This is a genomic window from Fructilactobacillus florum 8D (assembly GCF_000512295.1).
GTDB classification, from domain to species: Bacteria; Bacillota; Bacilli; order Lactobacillales; family Lactobacillaceae; genus Fructilactobacillus; species Fructilactobacillus florum.
Genome location: NZ_ALXG01000045.1, coordinates 24847 through 43308, shown reverse-complemented (window position 1 = coordinate 43308; position 18462 = coordinate 24847). Strand labels below are relative to the sequence as shown.

At 41.8% G+C, this 18462-nt stretch carries 19 protein-coding genes; 3 read left to right on the top strand and 16 right to left on the bottom strand.

Annotated elements, in window-relative coordinates; genetic code table 11:
• Positions 1 to 162: 162 nt before the first annotated feature.
• A complete protein-coding gene (locus B808_RS05510) occupies positions 163 to 456 on the bottom strand; it encodes a UPF0223 family protein (RefSeq protein WP_009167150.1) in 294 nt (97 codons plus the stop codon).
• On the bottom strand, positions 440 to 1426 hold the full coding sequence (locus tag B808_RS05505; protein WP_155830462.1) for a Rossmann-fold NAD(P)-binding domain-containing protein: 987 nt from the start codon (positions 1424 to 1426) through the stop codon (positions 440 to 442). Before B808_RS05505 ends, B808_RS05510 begins: the two co-directional genes overlap by 17 nt.
• Positions 1427 to 1538: 112 nt before the next feature.
• On the opposite strand from B808_RS05505, the gene def reads away from it, so the two are divergent.
• The gene (gene def, locus B808_RS05500) at positions 1539 to 2105 is read left to right on the top strand and encodes a peptide deformylase (RefSeq protein ID WP_009167152.1); all 567 of its coding nucleotides are present in this window, start codon (positions 1539 to 1541) and stop codon (positions 2103 to 2105) included.
• A 218-nt stretch (positions 2106 to 2323) separates the two neighbouring features.
• Here def and B808_RS05495 read toward each other — a convergent pair whose 3' ends face one another.
• Positions 2324 to 2803: a hypothetical protein gene (locus B808_RS05495; protein ID WP_035422392.1), complete on the bottom strand. Its 480-nt coding sequence runs from the start codon at positions 2801 to 2803 to the stop codon at positions 2324 to 2326.
• 175 nt (positions 2804 to 2978) lie between these two features.
• On the opposite strand from B808_RS05495, the gene B808_RS05490 reads away from it, so the two are divergent.
• Positions 2979 to 3197 (top strand): DNA-directed RNA polymerase subunit epsilon, encoded by a 219-nt coding sequence (locus tag B808_RS05490; RefSeq protein WP_035422390.1) that lies wholly within the window; start codon positions 2979 to 2981, stop codon positions 3195 to 3197.
• Positions 3197 to 4891 carry a ribonuclease J1 gene (rnjA, locus tag B808_RS05485; RefSeq protein WP_009167153.1) on the top strand — a complete coding sequence of 565 codons (1695 nt, stop codon included), beginning with the start codon at positions 3197 to 3199 and terminating at the stop codon, positions 4889 to 4891. The genes B808_RS05490 and rnjA overlap by 1 nt, the downstream gene beginning before the upstream one ends.
• 85 nt (positions 4892 to 4976) lie before the next feature.
• On the opposite strand, the gene B808_RS05480 is transcribed toward rnjA, so the two are convergent.
• The 13 genes from B808_RS05480 to ileS form a co-directional block, all read right to left on the bottom strand.
• Complete coding sequence (locus B808_RS05480) at positions 4977 to 5972, bottom strand: aldo/keto reductase (protein ID WP_035422388.1); 996 nt, start codon at positions 5970 to 5972, stop codon at positions 4977 to 4979.
• 12 nt (positions 5973 to 5984) lie between these two features.
• A complete protein-coding gene (locus B808_RS05475) occupies positions 5985 to 6935 on the bottom strand; it encodes a ribose-phosphate diphosphokinase (protein ID WP_035422387.1) in 951 nt (316 codons plus the stop codon).
• Positions 6936 to 6973: 38 nt separating this feature from the next.
• Positions 6974 to 9403, bottom strand: a complete 2430-nt coding sequence (gene recD2 / locus B808_RS05470; RefSeq protein ID WP_449751278.1) for an SF1B family DNA helicase RecD2 — start codon at positions 9401 to 9403, stop codon at positions 6974 to 6976.
• A 23-nt stretch (positions 9404 to 9426) separates the two neighbouring features.
• Positions 9427 to 10110 (bottom strand): tetratricopeptide repeat protein, encoded by a 684-nt coding sequence (locus B808_RS05465; RefSeq protein ID WP_009167157.1) that lies wholly within the window; start codon positions 10108 to 10110, stop codon positions 9427 to 9429.
• A gap of 12 nt (positions 10111 to 10122) precedes the next feature.
• Complete coding sequence (locus B808_RS05460) at positions 10123 to 10779, bottom strand: histidine phosphatase family protein (protein ID WP_009167158.1); 657 nt, start codon at positions 10777 to 10779, stop codon at positions 10123 to 10125.
• 90 nt (positions 10780 to 10869) lie between these two features.
• The gene (gene mnmA, locus B808_RS05455; RefSeq protein WP_009167159.1) at positions 10870 to 11988 is read right to left on the bottom strand and encodes a tRNA 2-thiouridine(34) synthase MnmA; all 1119 of its coding nucleotides are present in this window, start codon (positions 11986 to 11988) and stop codon (positions 10870 to 10872) included.
• 104 nt (positions 11989 to 12092) lie between these two features.
• Positions 12093 to 12446, bottom strand: coding sequence for a hypothetical protein (locus B808_RS05450; protein WP_035422380.1), 354 nt, complete (start codon positions 12444 to 12446; stop codon positions 12093 to 12095).
• A gap of 2 nt (positions 12447 to 12448) precedes the next feature.
• Entirely contained in the window at positions 12449 to 13606 is a 1158-nt protein-coding gene (locus B808_RS05445; RefSeq protein ID WP_009167161.1) for a cysteine desulfurase family protein, read from the bottom strand.
• A gap of 11 nt (positions 13607 to 13617) precedes the next feature.
• On the bottom strand, positions 13618 to 14319 hold the full coding sequence (locus B808_RS05440; protein WP_009167162.1) for a 5'-methylthioadenosine/adenosylhomocysteine nucleosidase: 702 nt from the start codon (positions 14317 to 14319) through the stop codon (positions 13618 to 13620).
• Positions 14320 to 14341: 22 nt separating this feature from the next.
• Entirely contained in the window at positions 14342 to 14611 is a 270-nt protein-coding gene (locus B808_RS05435; RefSeq protein WP_009167163.1) for a hypothetical protein, read from the bottom strand.
• Positions 14608 to 15171 (bottom strand): NUDIX hydrolase, encoded by a 564-nt coding sequence (locus B808_RS05430; protein ID WP_009167164.1) that lies wholly within the window; start codon positions 15169 to 15171, stop codon positions 14608 to 14610. The genes B808_RS05435 and B808_RS05430 overlap by 4 nt, the downstream gene beginning before the upstream one ends.
• Before the next feature lie 49 nt (positions 15172 to 15220).
• A complete protein-coding gene (locus B808_RS05425; RefSeq protein ID WP_009167165.1) occupies positions 15221 to 15424 on the bottom strand; it encodes a cold shock domain-containing protein in 204 nt (67 codons plus the stop codon).
• Positions 15425 to 15470: 46 nt separating this feature from the next.
• Positions 15471 to 18272, bottom strand: a complete 2802-nt coding sequence (ileS, locus tag B808_RS05420; RefSeq protein ID WP_009167166.1) for an isoleucine--tRNA ligase — start codon at positions 18270 to 18272, stop codon at positions 15471 to 15473.
• Between the last annotated feature and the right edge of the window lie 190 nt (positions 18273 to 18462).

Genomic DNA, 18462 nt, shown 5'->3' with positions numbered 1-18462 from the left:
ACTCCAGCGGGAATAGCGTAAATTCAGATAAAAAGCTGTGACACGGTCACAGCCTTAGTTCAAACTAATATCTAATTTAAAATTCGTTTGCCTTCTGATTCGTCATAACTCTGTCTCTCATCCTACCACAACAAATCTGATTGTGTCAACGACCGAACCGCGCTACTTTGCTTTAATCCAGTTCAACTCCGGACAATCTCGTGCTTTCTTAATTAGATGGAAGCCATCTAATCCGGACCGAGCTTCAAACGAACGTTGTAATTGGTGCTGATCAGCTGGAGCCGGGTTGATTTTTTGAAAATTACGATAACTTTGCAAAAGTTGCTCACGTTGTACCCCGCGAGGATCTTGATAAGCACGCTCAATATTACGAAAAAATTCTAAAACTTCCATCAGTTCTGCGGTTGTCCAATCGTCAAATAATGGGTATTCATAATTATCACTTCGTCGTTCCATCAGCTGAATTTTCCTTTTTAATCGCCGTAATGACTTCATTTGCAAAATCCAAATCCGTTGCTAAGTCCTGGGCTTCTTGGTCTGAAAGTGGCAGCTGAAGTTCATGCTGCATCCCTTTGGTATTAATAATTCTGTTAACCAATGCTAATTGTAACTGGTCTTTATTCTTTTTAAGACCTACCCCAGTGTACAAAATTGCGTGTTGGTAAAATAAGGCATCTAACAATTTTAAAATTGCTTTTTGCTGAATAATCTCATTGCCAACGATTGCTTGATCCGAAATAGTCGCCTGCAGTTCTTCTAACAAGTCCAAATCTAAGTTATTGTCCTCACTTTTTAAATATGATAAAAGGTTCATCGAACCTAAATAAATTCGACTCCAAGCCACAAAGCTATTGGTATTCAATCCTAAGGTGTTTACGTTTAAATCATCACTTGCTACTCCTAACCGGTTACACAATTCGTTGCGCAACAGCATTTCTTGTGGCAACGTTCCTACCCCAATAATCTGCTCCACCGCAAATCCCGAAAAGTAAGCTGCAAAATAAGTGAAAATTTCGTCGTGAGGGACGTCAAAAATCATTTTGCCAGCAAACCCAGCAGAAACCAGACGATTAACGGTACTCCGTAATTCGTCGATCATCGTTCGTAAGGAGAGCGCTACCTCAGTCGGCTCCACTACTTTAGCATCAAAAAAAGTCGTGTCTGGTAGCCAAATTACAACAGCCGTTTTCGTTAAGTCCGTTGACACCGATTGAAGTTGAAAGCGACGGCATCCACGCTGAGCCACCACTTCTGGCTCAAAAGCTGCTAAATCCGTTACAATAACTTTTAACGGCCAATCATGCATGATTAATGTTTGAATAAACTGGCGAATCCGCTGTTGATCTCCAACGATCATGATTTGTAATGGTTCAATAAGTCGCCAACTCCTTTTAGTTGAGATACTAATCTGGTAATAATTTAACATTCCACTGTAAAAAAACAAAGTTTTTCTTAAATTTTAGTTCGATTTCCCATTATTTTCAAATTACCATATAATATTAAAGGTATTCTTATGTTAGTGAATGGAGGTTTCTCGTTTGTATTTAATGAAAGACATTACCCGCGATGGTAACCCAATTTTACGTCAACAGTCTGAAACCGTTCCTTACCCCCTGAGTGCTGAAGATCGCAAACTTGGTCAAAAGATGATGCAGTATTTAGAAATTAGTCAGGATCCGGAGCAATGTGAAAAATATCAGCTCCGTGCCGGCGTTGGTTTAGCTGCACCTCAAGTAGGAGTCGGCAAACTGATGGCAGCAGTTTTAACTCCTCCGGATGAAGATGATCCTGAACAGATTTCTCCCTTCAAAGCAATCATGGTCAATCCCGTGATCGTCTCTAGTTCGGTTCAGCAGGCGGCCCTGACTGTAGGTGAAGGATGCCTGTCGGTCGACAAGGAATTCCCGGGCTATGTTCCGCGATCTGATCGAATTACAGTTCATTATCAGGACCTTGATGGTGCTGAACATCAGGTTCGCTTAAAACACTATCCAGCTATTATTGTGCAACATGAAATCGATCATTTACACGGGACTTTATTTTATGATCATATCGATAAAAACCAGCCCTTCCGCAGGGATCGAAGCGAAATTTTTATCGATTAGAGCAATTAAGTCAGCCATTTCTAATAAAGACGTCATCCTAATTGAATTAACTTTCAACTGGGGATGACGTCTTTTATTTTTTGAATGTATTGTAAGCTAAACAACTACTAACATTCAGTCAAAGCACTGCCGTTAGATTTTATTGTCTAATCGTTTAAGGAAAACTTTAGGTAGCTACATTCCCCTTCTGACTAGTAAGACTACTTTGAAACCAAGCGCTATTTTTCATCAATTTTTTTGAGATCATGAATAAACTCGGTCGTTGCATTATTTTTAACGTCTGCTACATTAAAAACCAGTACGTCAGCTTGTTGCCAACAATCTGTAACTAACAATCGTGAGTCGTGCTTATGGTTGATCAAACCATTATCTTTAGCAACCTGCTCGATCTGATTTTTAATTGCTGGTTGGAGCATGTCTAAAGAATTCGTATCCTGTAATTGATAACGGTATTCAAACACCATCACCCCTCTCCCCCATACACTCGACAACACCCGTGACGACTGTGGCTTAGCTGCCACCGCCCCCTTTGTTTGTTGTGAGAGCCGGCGCAAACTAGTGTAGACGACTTGGTCAACAAAGGTTTTCGTCTGTTGTTGATGCCTCCGATTAGGGATCACTACTAAAAAATGATGCAAAATATTATAAATGACAACTGCTACAACCGTACCCACAATCAATTCGCTGATTAAATGCAAAGATGTTCACTCCCTACTAATATGCTTCTAAATTATGAACGCACTCAGTTGCTAAAACAAGCTTTCTATACTTATTTTCTCCGATATGCTAAAATTAGGTTAGCTGTTGTGCTGTCACAACCTTTTGTTCGACATTAAAATTTATCAATTAACTTATTATGAAGGAGCGATTATTTTGATTTTTAAAGTTTTATATCAACCTAAACCTCAACAAAACCCCAAACGCGAAACTACTAAGGCGCTTTATTTAGACGCAACTACTGAAGCAGAGGTTCGCGAACTAGTTGCTAAACACACTGATTATGAAATTGAATTTATTCAGCAAATTAGTGGTAAACACCTCGAATTTGAACAACAAGAACCGACTTTTAAAATAACGGAGTTTAAAAAATAATGAGCAAATTAAACGTCAAAAATAACGAAACTGCTATCTACGGCGTTGGTGGCTTGGGAGAAATCGGTAAAAATACCTACGGAGTTCAATTTCAGGATGAAATTGTCCTAATTGATGCCGGAATCAAGTTTCCAGAATCAGATCAGTTGGGGATTAACTACGTAATTCCTGATTACCAATACCTAGTTGAAAACCAAGCTAAAATTAAATGTCTGGTAATTACCCACGGACACGAAGACCATATTGGGGGGATTCCCTTTATCCTACAGGCGATTAACGTGCCCGTTTATGCTGGTCCGTTAGCCCTAGCGATGATAAAAAACAAGCTTGAGGAACATAATCTCCTGAAGCAAACGGAGTTACATGAAATCAACGAAAAATCAGTTCTCCGCTTTAAAAAGACTAGTGTTTCCTTTTTTCGCACAACCCATTCCATCCCAGATACTTTAGGAGTGGCGGTGCACACTCCTGATGGAGTGATCGTGGAAACAGGAGATTACAAATTTGACCTAACTCCCGTTACCAATACCCCACCGGACTTACAAGAAATGGCTCGTCTAGGCGAAGAAGGCGTGCTTTGCTTAATGGGCGACAGCACCAATGCAGAAAAACCAGTTTGGACTAAATCTGAAAACTATGTCAGTCAATCTGTGCGTAACATCTTTGATAAAATTGATGGTCGGATTATTTTTGCCACCTTCGCCTCTAACCTTTCTCGTGTCATGACTGCAATTGATGCTGCTTATCAACGCGGTCGTAAGATTGCCGTATTTGGACGCAGTATGGAAGCAGCCGTCGTGAATGGTCGCGCCCTTGGTTACATTAAAGTTCCTGACAGTGCTTTCATTGATGCCAACCAGCTCCGATCACTGCCAGCAAATAAGGTAATGATTCTTTGTACTGGTTCTCAAGGAGAGCAGATGGCTGCTCTTTCACGGATTGCTAATGGGACTCATCGTCAGGTTTCGATCGAACCTGGTGACACAGTGGTTCTCTCAAGTAATCCGATTCCTGGAAACGTTCTCAGCGTTAATCGCATTTTAAACGAATTAGAGGCTGCTGGTGCCAAAGTCATCAAAGGATATGAAAATCATATCCATACTTCTGGTCATGGTGGCCAAGAAGAAGAGAAACTAATGATTCGTCTCATGAAGCCCAAGTTCTTTGTCCCCATTCACGGTGAGTATCGGATGCAAAAAATTCACATTGGTTTAGCAGAACAGTGTGGCGTTCCTGCTGACCATTGTTTCATCCTCAAAAATGGGCAAGTCTTAGCTTTAACCAAAGATCACGCTCGCATGGCTGGTAGCTTTGTAGCCGATGATGTTTACATTGACGGCAATGGCGTCGATAAAGTCAACGAAGCCGTTATCAAAGATCGTCAGTTATTGTCAGAGGAAGGTCTAGTTGTAGTAGTTGCTACCATTAACCTTAAACACCAAGAAATCCAGTCCGGTCCTGATCTACTGTCACGTGGTTTTGTTTACATGCGTGAATCAGGCGAATTGCTAGATCAAGGTCGAAAATTAGTTTTTCGCACGATTCGACGTGCCATGAGCAATAAAAAAGCAGACGAAAAATCAATTCAAAAAGCGATCGTCAATGATTTATCAAACTTTCTCTACGAAAAAACAGAACGTAGTCCCCTAGTTTTACCAATGCTAATTATGAACAATGGCAAAGAAAAAAATTAGTTTAGGAGCCTTATTTGTAACCAAAGTTGCTATGAACAAAAAACATCACCAGAGATATTCTGGTGATGTTTTTTTTGTTCTAATATTAGTTTTCCTTTACAATTTGATCAATTCGACGCAGTTCATCAGCTGTAAAGTCAAGATGATCTAATGCGGCGAGGTTATCATCTAAATGAGCGGTTTTTGACGCCCCCGTAACCACACTAGTAATGGTTGGGTTATTTAGCAGCCATGCCAACGACATCTGTGCCAACGTCTGATTTCGGTTTTGAGCTAGGTCATTCAATTGCTTCAACTTTTGCAGAGCCCGTTCATGACCATTTTTTAGTAAGAAATTATTAGTCCAGTGGAGATGCAGATTGCTAGGTTTGCTGGTCAAATATTTGTTAGTTAATAAGCCCTCCGCCAATGGTCCATAAGCAACAAACCCTGCATCATGGTCAGCCAGCGTCTGAAGGGTGCCATCGGTTTCAGCTTGGCGGTTTAGGAGGTTATACGAACTTTGGTTAACTACAAATGGTGTGTGCAATTGCTGAAACAGCTCAATCATGCGAGCCGTCTGTGGACCATCATAATTGGAAATTCCTATATAAAGCGCCTTTCCTGCTCGCACTATACTATCCAAGGCTTCGGCTGTTTCTTCAAGCTTAGTTTCAGGATCAAATCGATGCGAATAATAAATATCAACGTACTCTAATCCCATGCGTTGCAAACTACGATCCAAGGCTGCAATCAGCGTTTTTCGCGAGGAAAAATTACCATAAACTCCAGGCCACATATGAAAACCAGCTTTAGTAGTAATCACTAGCTCATCTCGATATGGTTTTAAATCCTGGCGATAGACCTGCCCAAACATTCGCTCCGCTGCCCCTGAACCAGGTCCATAGTTATTAGCTAAATCAAAGCTAAAAATCCCACGGTCAAAAGCATCCAAAATAATTTTCTCACTATCTTGAAAATTTGCGTCATCGCCAAAACTATGCCACATTCCAAATGATAATGCCGGGAGCTGTAATCCACTCTGTCCGGCTCTACGAACCTTCATTGTATCGTATCGATGTTCACTTGCTCGATAAACCATCAACATTTCCCCCTAAAATAGTAAGTGTGTTGATTCATTATTTTGAATCAACTTTAATGCGGAGCCCAGCAACTTGCCAACCGAAATAATAGTTAACTTATCGCTATGTTGGTCTGCTGGAACTTGAACGGAATCAGTCACTAGTAACTGATCAATTGCTGGATTTTTCAAATTTGCCAAAACATTTTTTGAAAAAACTGGGTGAGTTACCACTCCGATCGTTTGCTGGGCTCCCGCTTTTTTCAACGCTTCCGCAGACACTAACAACTTGTGTCCCGTTACGATAATATCATCAATAATCAAAGCATTCTTGCCAGCTACGTCACCAATGACTGACTCTGGAATATGCCCAGAATCTTCTGGATCACGATTATCAACAATTGCAAGCGGCAGCTGTAACAGCTTCGCAATTGAGCGAGCCCGTGCTACTCCATTATGATCAGGAGCAACTACTACGGCATTCTCATCCAAATGCTGTGCACGCAAATAATCAGCAAACAAACGCGCCGGTTGCAAATGATCAACCGGAATATCAAAAAAGCCTTGAATTTGAGCAGCATGTAAATCAAGCGCAATTACCCGATCAACGGCGCTACTCTGCAAGAATGACGCTACCAATTTTGCTGTAATCGGTTCCCTCGACTTAGCTTTGCGATCAGAACGAGAATAGCCGTAATAAGGGATTACGACATTGATTCGGTGGGCACTCGTGCGCCGAACCGCGTCAATCATAATCATCAGTTCCATGAAGTTATCATTGACTGGGTCAGAAAGTGATTGTACTAAATAAACATCGTCACCACGAATACTTTCATCAATTGAGATTTTAATCTCGCCATCACTAAAGTGATTGATGGTGGCTTTTCCTACCGACATCCCACTTACGGCGGCAATTTTTTCCGTTAATGGCTCATTGGAACTTAAGGCAAAAATAATTGGTTGATGTGCAGTTGTTTTACCCATACGGTTTCCTCTCAAATTATGGTTTGCTTTCACTTTTATTATATCGTAGTTTTCGTTGATTTAGTACGTAAAAAATCTGTCGGGACGATCCCATCCATTCCAATCATTGGATCAATTTCATTATTTTGAATGGCACTCAACGTTAAGAGCTTGTCCTGCGGTTCAGACTGCAACTCCCTTGCGGGAACTGTCGAATCGCCTTCAGATGTAAAAACCTGATGTAGCCAGTGCTCCAAAAAAGTTTTCCGATTGCTTGATTCGTGCTCCAAACAAGTCTGAAATGCTTGGGGATCACCAACCATAATTAATTTTTCGGCGGCGCGCGTTACCGCTGTATACAATAAATTTCGTTGTAACATCCGACCATATTGAGGGACTAATGGCAACACTACTAACTGAAACTCACTCCCCTGGGCCTTATGAATTGAAGTACAGTACGCCAGCGTAATTTGATTCCAATCATTTCGACTATAGGTTACTTCGGAATCATCAAAATCAATAATTAGCTTATCTAGATACGGCTTCTTTTGGTTGTTCACATCAATCCCAACAATCTTCCCAATGTCACCGTTAAAAACATTCTGATCTGCATCATTAGTTAATTGCAACACCTTATCACCAATTCGATAGGTTGTATCTCGATAATTAACTTCCTTCGCAGCCTGACCAGCTGGTGGATTAAGTACCGGTTGCAGGGCTGTATTCAAATGATCAATTCCAGCAACTCCCCGATACATGGGAGCCAACACTTGAATTTCTGCCGTAGCAAACTCATGTTGATGAGCTTTTTTAACTACCTGCTCAATCACCTGAACGACTTGTTGACTGCCACACGGAATAAAACTTCGGTCTGCTGCCTTCTTAAGTAAGTCTGGTGGCAACATTCCCATTCTGATCTCATGAGCCAAGTCAACAATTGTTGAATCAGAACTTTGGCGGTGAATCTGGGTTAGTTCTTGGGTTGCAATCGTCTGCGAGTGGATTAAATCATAAAAGACTTGACCCGGACCCACTGACGGCAATTGATCTTGATCCCCCACTAAGATTAATTTCATTCCTGTGGGGATCGCTTGTACCAGTTTAGCAAAGAGCTCCGTGTCAACCATCGACATCTCATCAATAATTAACAACTGCCCATCAATTTCGCTAGTCCCTGGTTCTTCATTTCCATTTAATCCCAACAAGCGGTGAATGGTACTGGCCGGAATCCCAGTCGCCTCACTCATTTTCTTGGCAGCACGACCAGTTGGTGCCGCTAGTAAGACTGGAAATGGTTGGTCGTGATAATCCGATAATTCCAAGGAAAGCTCCTGCGCGACCGCAAATGTCTGCACGATTCCCTTAATAATTGTAGTCTTCCCAGTTCCTGGACCACCGGTAAGAATAAACAATTGCTGGTTTAAAGCGGCCAAAATTGCTTGGTGTTGGGACTGGTCATAGTTAATCTTCAGCTGATTGGCACACGTTGCTAACGCTGTTTCATAGTCAATCGTTTTAGTAGCGGTGGGCGCCTTTGCAATCCGCTGTAACTGATTCGCAATTTGGCGTTCTGCATCATAAAACCGTTTTAAATAAAATTTTTCTTCATCAACCACCATAATTTGTTGTGTAGTAACTAACTGTTGCAATGCCTGACCAAGCTGTTGCTCATCAATTGTCTGATTTGGATCTGTATTTAAGACGGAAAAACTAGCTCTTACAACTTCTTCACGATTAGCATAGGTACTACCGCTAGTATTAGCCAGCTCTTCTAAAGTGGTTATCAGTCCGGCTTGCAACCGGGTGGGATCGTTATAGCTAATTCCAAGCTGTTGCGCTAGTTGATCCGCCCGTTTAAAACTAATGTTTGGAATATCACCTACTAACCGATAAGGGTCCTCTTGGATAACTGTCAGTGCTTCTTCATGATATTTTTTAAAAATAGCTGTGGCCAATTTGCTCCCAAAGCCAAAACTATTTAACCCCACAATCACTTGTTCGGTGCCATTATTTTGTTGTAAAGTCGTCAAAACCGTTTTTTTCTGCTGTGCTGTTAATGGAACGCGGTCCAAAATTGCGGGGTTCTTTAAAACCTGTTCAATAAGATTGAGTCCAAGGGTTTGTACAATTTTAGTGGCAGACTTGGGTCCAACTCCGGGAAAATCACTTCCAGCTAGATATTTAATCAAACCTGAAACAGAAGTCTGCTGATTTCGCTGGTAGTTAACTGCCTGAAATTGTTTTCCATACTTGGGATGATCAACCAGCTTTCCCACGAATCGATAACTAATATCATCACCAATTTCTGCAAAATCACCAGTCACCACAATCTCTGCCTCATCCCAGGCAAAGCTATGCTCTTCCACTTTGACCAGAAGCACTTTATAAAAACTATCCTTGCCAGCAAAAAAAGTGGTTACAACTCGCCCTACGACCACTTCTGAAGTCGTAGAATGATCGTCTTGTTCTGCTTGTGCAAATAAATCCACCGACCGTGCCACCTGTTCTCTCCTTACGAATCAGTTCTTTGTTGCTTAGCTTTAATTTGCTCCTTGATCGCTGTAATCCGCTGCTGCTGTTGCGAATAATATTGAGGATCAATCGTTTTAACCTTCTCAAAATACGGTTCGGCAGTTGCTCCTAAAACTAGGGCAATTAGTCCGCGATCAAAATTTGCTACTAAATCTTGTGGTTGCGCCTGTAACACCTGATCATAAAAACTAGCTGCCTGCTTAAAATCACCTAATGCTAATAATGACTGCCCCAATAGTCGATTAACGGTTGGATCTTGTCGACTGGTTTCTTGGGCTGTCAACAAAAATGCTACGGCATGTTGATAGTCATGTTCTCCCATGTAGCTTTGCGCTAACATTAGATACGCATCGTGTTGCAGTTGCTGATCATTTACCTGTTGAAATTCTGTAATGGCTTTTTGATATTGACCGGCAGAATAGTATACATTACCGAGCCCATAGGTCAAGAGATTTTTAGCGGTTCGACTACGATCTTGAAACAATCCCAGAGCCTTTACCAACAATTCCTCTGCCTGCGTGTAACTGTGCAATTCAATTAACAACACACTGAGATCATAGTAAGGACGATAATCATGCGGATGATTATCAATATCTTGTACTAACTGGTGTAGGGTTGCCTCCGCCTGCTGTTGTTTTGTATGTGCATCCGGTTTATCTATCATAATATTCTATCCTCAAATTAAGTCAGAAGTTTCCAAAGGCCGGTTCAAATAGTTCGTTTGGTTCCATGCAATTAACGAAAAGGTTTGCCCATGATCAAGGGTTTCCAAAATAGTTGTGCTGGTATTCCCCAGACCACCACGTTTGCGCCAATCTGCCATTGGAACCTGTAAGAGTGAATTAATCAGAGCAGTAAGAGCAGCGCCATGACTGACTAGAAGGATTTGTTGTGAATTTTCAAAATTAGCGGTGATTTCAAAAATCTTTTGGCGCATACGAGCTACGACTTCAGCATAACTTTCGCCACCAATCTCGGTTGGATCATATTGATCAGGATGATTTCTAAAATTATCAAATACCTGCGGATATGCTGCCGCTGCATCTGTAAATTTCATTCCTTCTAGCTGACCAAGATGGAATTCTTCCAATCGGTTGTCAAGTGATAACGGTACCTTAACGTTCATTGCGGTTAATAATTTACTTGCTGTCACTCGGGCTCGCTTAATTGGACTTGCGTATACATGTGCAAATGATTGTTCCCGCAAGAAGAATCCGGCCTGCCGAATTTCAGAATAACTAGTCGCCAATAGTGGAGAATCCCCACCAGCGCCTTGATAACGGCTTTCTAAATTCCACGTCGTTTTCCCGTGCCTGATAAAATAGAGTCTCATACTTACCATCCTACGAATTTTTTAGATACCATTATTATTGCAGTTTCCGCTGTCAGACGCAAAAAAAGACCGACCTAAAAAGTCAGCCTTTTACACATATTGTAATTTTTTTGAATGTTGATAGGCGGCATCAATTGTTGCTTCACCAAGACATTCAGCTCCCTGATACAACACGAGTGCCTGTCCCGGTGTAACGGCCCGCGCTGGCTCATCAAAATCAACGCGTACCCGATCACCATCAGGATCAACATGCACAGTCACCCCAACATCACGCTGGCGATACCGAAATTTAGCTGTACAGTGAAAATCCTGTCCCATCGTATTACCAGCCACCCATGACATCCCGGAAGCTAGCAAATAATCAGCGTATAGATGTGGATTTTCATAGCCCTTCCCAACGTATAAAACATTGTGTGCTAAATCTTTTCCAACGACAAACCACGGTTGGTTATCATGACCATCGCCACCGATGCCTAACCCGCGTCGTTGACCAATGGTATAGTACATCAAACCTTGGTGTTGTCCCTTTACTTCCCCATCAAATGTCATCATTTTTCCCGGTTGGGCCGGTAAATATTCACTCAAAAAATTGTCAAAATTATTTGGACCGATAAAACAAACACCCATCGAATCCTTTTTATCAGCAACATAGAGTTGTGCTTCGTGTGCAATTTCTCGAACTTCTGGTTTCGTCATACCACCAACCGGAAATAAAATGCGATCTAACTGGTCAGTTGATAATTGACTCAAAAAATAAGTCTGATCTTTATTCAAGTCGGTCGAACGCAAGAGATGATTATGACCTTGTTCATCACGTTTTAACTGAGCATAATGCCCCATTGCAATGTAGTCGGCACCTAAATCAAGCGCATACTCTAAAAAAGCTTTGTACTTAATCTCGGTGTTACATAATACATCTGGATTAGGTGTCCGTCCACGACGATATTCCGCAAGAAAATAATTAAATACCCGTTCGCGATATTCCTTTTCAAAATTAACCGAGTAGTAGGGAATCCCTAACTGATTTGCTACATGGGCCACGTCTTTATAATCTTCAGTTGCGGTACAAACCCCATTTTCATCAGTATCATCCCAGTTTTTCATAAAAACACCAATGACTTCATAACCTTGTTGTTTGAGTAAATAGGCTGCAACCGATGAGTCCACTCCGCCGCTCATCCCAACAACGACGCGCTGCTTGTCGCTCATTTATATCACCATCATTCTTATAGATTCAGAAATCCACGATTTGAAGGTCGTAATTCCAGTATCAGTATCATAAACTATTTAGAATTTAATGCGCAAGTAATCCGCTAGTCCGGTAGTTTAGTTACCGTTAAAACCTTTCGTAATACTAACTGACGAATTGTAAAATTAAATCGTTCTTGGACTGCTTGATCAGCCGGTTGCTTAAAAATATTAATCGTTTGTAGACCCGTGCTGTCCACCACTGCCATTTTAAAAGTTGTCAAATCATTTGAAATCGTTAATTTTAATTTGATTTCTTTGGCACTGCCCGGTGCGGTTCCCAGGGACTGCTGCAGTTCATAATTCCCCCGCTTACTCTTTGTAAAATTTAAATCCAATAGGGTAAACACCTTGATTTCAGGGTTCAAACGGTAACTCATCGGACTATTTGGCAATCTAACTTCTGTTTTAAATTGCATGATTAAGACCTCCGTGCGGCTAATCGCCGAATGATTTTTATCACTGCCGTCGTAAAGATTTCAATTTCACTGCTCGTGGTAGCTTGTCCAAAACTCAGGCGAATAGATTCTTCTAGTCGCGGACTTTGCTTACCAAACAGCGCTGTCAAGACGTGGGAAGGGGCTAAATTTCCCGCCGTACAAGCCGACCCACCAGACACCGCAATTCCCTCTAGATCTAAATTATTTTGTAAGACATAAGTAGAAATTCCCGGAAACCAGAGACTTAAAATATGAGGAGAAGTGTGCTGATCAAGCGTGCCGTTTACTTTAACCTCAATTTGATGTTTCTTGAACTGTTGCAAAATTTGGAGTTTAAATGCTTGAAAACGCTCGGCACGCTGGGTTCTTTCAGACGCATCAAGGGCTGCTACCGCCGTCGCAAATCCAGCAATCGCCGGGACATTTTCAGTGCCCGCCCGTCGTTTGTCTTCTTGATCGCCCCCCAATAGATAACTTGAAAATTGAAGATCCTTTTGCCTATATAAAAAACCTAATAACTTAGGACCGTTAATTTTATGAGCCGAGGTCGATAACATATCAATGTGATCCCTTTTAACATCAATATCTTCCAATCCGTAGGCCTGAACGGCATCCGTGTGGAACCAGGCTTGATGATTTTTTAACCGTTCCCCAATCTCATGAATCGGCATCCGCGTACCAACTTCATTATTTACACTCATGATTGAAACGAGGATCGTCTCATCATCTAGAGCATTTTCCAAGTCTGCTAATGAGAGCTGCCCCGTTTCATCAACTGGCAGGTACGTAACCCGAAAACCACGTTCTTCTAAGTACGCCATTGATTTTAAAACAGCCTCATGTTCAACAGCAGTTGTAATCAAATGATTTCCCAGTGCTTGGCGAGCTTCGGCAGTTTTGATAATTGCGGTATTGTCACTTTCAGTTCCACCACTAGTGAAAACAATCTCCTCGTCATCGGCATGAATACTAGTTGCCATGGTGTGCCGAGCCTGCTCCAGAACTTGATTAGCCGCTCGTCCTAATCCATAGAGGGTTGATGCATTGCCAAAAACATGCTGATATCGATCAGTTAATTCTGCCAAAACTGCCGAAGAAATCGGTGTTGTCGCTGCATTATCTAAATAGACTTCTTCCATAACGTCTTCCTTTAAATCTGAGGTTCCGCTGCTAGTAAATCTACCAACATTTGCGCAGCTTGTTGTCCCGCTTTTACGATAAATTCATTAAAACTGGTGTTAGCATTTTCATCACCAACATCGGACATCGCCCGCACCACTACGTAAGGTACTTTAAATTGATGCGCTACTTGTCCAACTGCGGCCCCTTCCATTTCAGCTGCTAGTGCATCTGGAAATGCAGTTAAAATCCGCTTTTTCATCGCTGCCCCAGCAATAAATTGATCTCCAGTTACAATTAATCCCTGATGCACGGTCAATTGGGCCGTTTGCGAGGCTGTAGCAAGCCGTGCGCGCCACTCTGCATCTGCAGCAAACCGCGCCGGCTGGTTTGGCAATTGACCCAGTACTTCTCCATCAGCAGTACAATCAACATCATGATAAGCCGTTTCTGTCGACAAAACCACATCACCGACCTGAAGGTTTTCTCCAATTCCCGCCGCAGACCCCGAATGGATTAGCACATCAATTTTAAAATTAGTTAATAGTAAGGCCGCCGTAATTCCTGCTTCGACCTTCCCAATTCCGGACTTAACTAAAACTACGGGTTGGTGCTTAATTTTTCCTTGATAGAAGGTAATCGCCCCCACTTGTTGACAATGACCATCCGTCAATGCCTCCTGTAAAAGCTTAATTTCTTCATCCATAGCACAAATGATTCCAAAAGTTTTCATGCAAACCTGCTCCCTTCATTCATTAACCAACAAACCTCATTATTAGCAATACTAAAATAATTAACACCACTAAAATAAAAATTGCCCAATTTAAGCGACGACCGAGTCTATTTTGACGCTGTAAAGCTAAGTCACGTTTTGGTAATGGTTCTTGTTCCGATTGACCCGCTGACACCCGTTGGCCGGGCTGCTTTCCATAGCGTGAAGTTCTAGTTTCTGCTTCAGCCCCAGACATTTGAGCGTCATTTGTGGCCGAGCGAGTTTGATTTAATTGTGACGGTTCATTTTTCATGCCTTATCCTCCGGCTGCAGTTTCATCAATCTCCAAGCTTGGATGGCCATGATGGTTTTAGCATCCTTAATTTGATGATCAGCAACTAACTGCAACGCTTCAGGCAGTGAGACTTTCTGCAATTCTAAAAATTCACCTTGATCACGCGGCAAATCATGGGTAACCGGTTCCAATTCTGTAACTAGATACAGATACATAAATTCATCGGTAAAGCCACAAGAGGTATAAAACTCACTTAAAAGCTGCACGTGTTGCGCATGCAAACGAAGTTCTTCGTTTAATTCTCGCTCAACTGCTGACAATGGTTCCCCTTGATCACGATCATCAAGCTTCCCTGCCGGAATTTCTAACAGTGTTTGGTTAGCAGGCATCCGCCATTGCCGTTCAAGCACCATCTTATCGTCGTTGGTCACAACCAGCATTGCCACCGCTGGTGCATGATAAACCACGTCGCGATTTGCCAGTTCGCCATTAGCTAATCGAACTCGCAGTTGTTCTACGCGAACCACTTCGCCATCATATTTTAACGAACGACCTACTTCAGTTTCTTTTAAATCCATATACTTACCTCCGCTAATGTCAGGATTATATCATCAAGCTTCCATGTCATTATGCACCCAACAATCTGATTTTTGCAGCTTGAAAGCCATGTTTACCCATGGCTTGAACGAACTCAACCGGCATGTTTACTCGAATTTGTTGAGGACTGCCGCTAATTATGCCAGTAATGTGAAAGAAAACGTCATTTCCTTCAGGATCAAGCAAATATCCGTACCCTTGCTGTGCCTGGTAACTCTTAACAACTCCTTGCATCTAATTTCCCCCTAACAAAAAAGCGAGACTTGCATCTCGCTCTTTTCTATTCATCAAAACCCTGCTGTGCAGTTTCTGGATAACTCGAGCGAACAATCTTTGCACAACGAGCACAAAAATCAGGATAATCAGGGTCACTACCAACGTCGGTTTTAATTAAACGACATCGTTCGCAAGTTTCCCCGTCAGCATGCTGAACCTCAATTGCTAGCCGATCTCCAAATGAAGTTACATCTTCATTCGCACTAACAACTGGTTTAATAACTAACTGCGAAACCATCAGAATCTGAGCAACATCAATTTTCAGGTTAGATAACGCCTGTTGGTCTGCTTCGGTTAAATATAAAATCAACTTAGCTTCAGAAGGTTTTCCAATGACTTTGTCATTGCGCGCATTTTCCATCGCCTTTAAAACAGCTTTTCTTAGTTTTAAAAATTCATCAAATTGTGCGAGACACTCTTCTTCATTAGTAAAGTGTTCCGCCGTTGGCATTTCTGTCAATTGCACATAAGAGGCTGGCTCAGCTAAAAACTGCCAAATTTCTTCGGTTGTATGCGGAATAATTGGCGTCAGCAATTTTGTAAGCACCACTAGCGATTGATATAAAACTGTCTGCATTGAGCGACGCCGCTGACTATTTGCACTATCGATATACAGAATATCTTTAGCAAAATCCAAATAAAACGCAGAGAGGTCTCCTGTAATAAACTGAAACAACTTTTTATTAACCGTCATAAAATCATACTGATCATAGGCCGTTCGAACTTCTGTAATCAATTGATTTAATTTAATCATGATGAACTGATCAACTGGATTCAACTGTTCATAGGAGACAGCGTCTTCATCTGGTTCAAAATCACTGGTATTGGCTAACAGATACCGAATCGTATTTCTGATTTTTTTATAACCATCGCTAACTTTTTTAAAGTTTTCCATAGAAACTCGGACATCTGAATCTGTATCAACACTAGTTACCCACAAGCGAACAATGTCTGCTCCCATTTGTTTGATAACATCGGCTGGTGCCACCGTATTTCCAAGCGATTTACTCATCTTATGCCCTTGTCCATCCAACGTAAATCCTTCAGAAACAAGTTGGCGGTATGGTGCTTGTTTAGCAAAAGCGACGCTGGTAATCAAACTCGAGTTAAACCAGCCCCGGTATTGATCAGATCCTTCTAGATATAAATCAGCCGGGTAGCTTAGTTCTGGACGCTGAGCTAAAACCCCCTGGTGCGAAGAACCGGAGTCAAACCAAACATCCATGATATCAGTCTCTTTGGTAAAATGCCCATTTGGAGAATGCGGACTAGTAAAACCAGCCGGCAATAATTCTTGGGCCGATTTTTCAAACCAGATGTCAGAACCATGCTTAGCAATTAAGTCTGCCACGTGGTTAATGGTTTCTGGAGTCATGATCGGCGTCTTATCTTCTGCGTAAAAAATTGGAAGTGGCACACCCCAGACCCGTTGTCTAGAGATCACCCAATCACCACGATCCCTAATCATATTATAAAGGCGTTGTTTCCCCCAACTAGGACGAAAAGTAACCGTCTCAATGGCCGCTAAAATCTGATCACGAATCTGATCAACTGACGCAAACCACTGCGGAGTGGCTCGATAAATAACCGGTTTTTTGGTGCGCCAATCAAATGGATAACTATGCTTATAAGGCATGTAATGAATCAATTGACCTTGCTGTTTTAGCTTATCGAGTGCAACTTGATTCGCATCTTCATAGAAAACACCAGCAAAATCAGGACCAGCTGCTTTAGTCAGGTAACCTTTATTGTCGACCGGCGCAAAAATCGGTAATCCGTATTGTTTTCCGATTAGATAATCGTCTTCACCGTATCCAGGAGCGGTATGCACCATCCCTGTTCCAGCATCTGCCGTAACAAAATCACCAAGCATGGTCACCAATTGTTTGTTTTCATCAAAAGGATGTAAGGCCGTTATACGATCCAACGCTCTTCCTGGAACTGTCTTAATGGTTTGAACGTTTTTCCAACCAAATAATTCTGCATCCTTTTGCAATAACTCCGTTGCCAACACATATCGGTTGGGATCATCATCATGTTGAACCACCGAATATTCAAAGTCTGGTGCGATGGTTACCCCTTCTGAAGCTGGAATCGTCCACGGAGTAGTGGTCCACACAATCATGTAAGTATCTGGTTCATCCAAGACACCCTTTCCATCCAAAACCTTTTCTGCAAAAAAGGCTGATGGTGATTCAACATCATGATATTCAATCTCTGCTTCTGCTAGCGCCGATTCAGATGACCATGACCAAATTACAGGCTTTAATCCTTTATAGATCAAACCTTGAGCTGCCATCTTACCAAATACTCGGATTTCTGCAGCTTCATATTCTGGTTGTAAGGTCAGATATGGATGATCCCAGTCGCCAGTAACTCCCAACCGTTTGAACTCGGCACGTTGCCGATCAACCTGTTTTAAAGCATAGTCGTGACACAATTTGCGAAAAGCGTTGGTATCCATCTGCTTTCGGTCATAACCAGCATTTTTTAACTGCTGTTCGATCGGAAGTCCGTGCGTATCCCAACCAGGAACATAAGGAGCCCGATAACCACTCATTGACTTATATCGAACAATTAAATCTTTCGTAATCTTATTTAAAGCATGACCCATATGAATATCGCCATTAGCATAAGGGGGACCATCATGTAATACAAAAGTTGGTTTTCCTTCATTCAACTTTTGTCGCTGTTCGTACAACTGATTTGCATCCCATTCCTGCTGCCGTTCTAATTCTTTAACCGGCAAATTACCTCGCATTTTAAACTTGGTTTTTCCTAGATTTAGCGTATCTTTAACTCGCATATTAACCTCCGTTTGTAAACAAAAAAACTTCGTCAGCAAGGGACGAAGTCTTCGTGGTACCACCCAAATTCAGAATCCAAAGATTCTCTTCATTTGTTGTATTTAAATCGTTAATAAAGTGATTTGCCAACTGACTAATGCTATCGGGCTTTCACCATCCCCAACTCGCTAAAAGTTAGTCAGCTAGTTT

Coding starts and splice junctions, on each gene's coding strand:
- B808_RS05450 (WP_035422380.1), bottom strand. CDS start 12,446: ATGCAATTTAAAACAGAAGTTAGATTGCCAAATAGTCCGATGAGTTAC.
- B808_RS05465 (WP_009167157.1), bottom strand. CDS start 10,110: ATGATAGATAAACCGGATGCACATACAAAACAACAGCAGGCGGAGGCA.
- B808_RS05445 (WP_009167161.1), bottom strand. CDS start 13,606: ATGGAAGAAGTCTATTTAGATAATGCAGCGACAACACCGATTTCTTCG.
- B808_RS05435 (WP_009167163.1), bottom strand. CDS start 14,611: ATGAAAAATGAACCGTCACAATTAAATCAAACTCGCTCGGCCACAAAT.
- B808_RS05510 (WP_009167150.1), bottom strand. CDS start 456: ATGGAACGACGAAGTGATAATTATGAATACCCATTATTTGACGATTGG.
- B808_RS05475 (WP_035422387.1), bottom strand. CDS start 6,935: ATGGGTAAAACAACTGCACATCAACCAATTATTTTTGCCTTAAGTTCC.
- B808_RS05505 (WP_155830462.1), bottom strand. CDS start 1,426: ATGTTAAATTATTACCAGATTAGTATCTCAACTAAAAGGAGTTGGCGA.
- ileS (WP_009167166.1), bottom strand. CDS start 18,272: ATGCGAGTTAAAGATACGCTAAATCTAGGAAAAACCAAGTTTAAAATG.
- B808_RS05440 (WP_009167162.1), bottom strand. CDS start 14,319: ATGAAAACTTTTGGAATCATTTGTGCTATGGATGAAGAAATTAAGCTT.
- rnjA (WP_009167153.1), top strand. CDS start 3,197: ATGAGCAAATTAAACGTCAAAAATAACGAAACTGCTATCTACGGCGTT.
- B808_RS05425 (WP_009167165.1), bottom strand. CDS start 15,424: ATGCAAGGAGTTGTTAAGAGTTACCAGGCACAGCAAGGGTACGGATAT.
- B808_RS05460 (WP_009167158.1), bottom strand. CDS start 10,779: ATGAGACTCTATTTTATCAGGCACGGGAAAACGACGTGGAATTTAGAA.
- mnmA (WP_009167159.1), bottom strand. CDS start 11,988: ATGAGCGACAAGCAGCGCGTCGTTGTTGGGATGAGCGGCGGAGTGGAC.
- B808_RS05430 (WP_009167164.1), bottom strand. CDS start 15,171: ATGGATTTAAAAGAAACTGAAGTAGGTCGTTCGTTAAAATATGATGGC.
- B808_RS05480 (WP_035422388.1), bottom strand. CDS start 5,972: ATGGTTTATCGAGCAAGTGAACATCGATACGATACAATGAAGGTTCGT.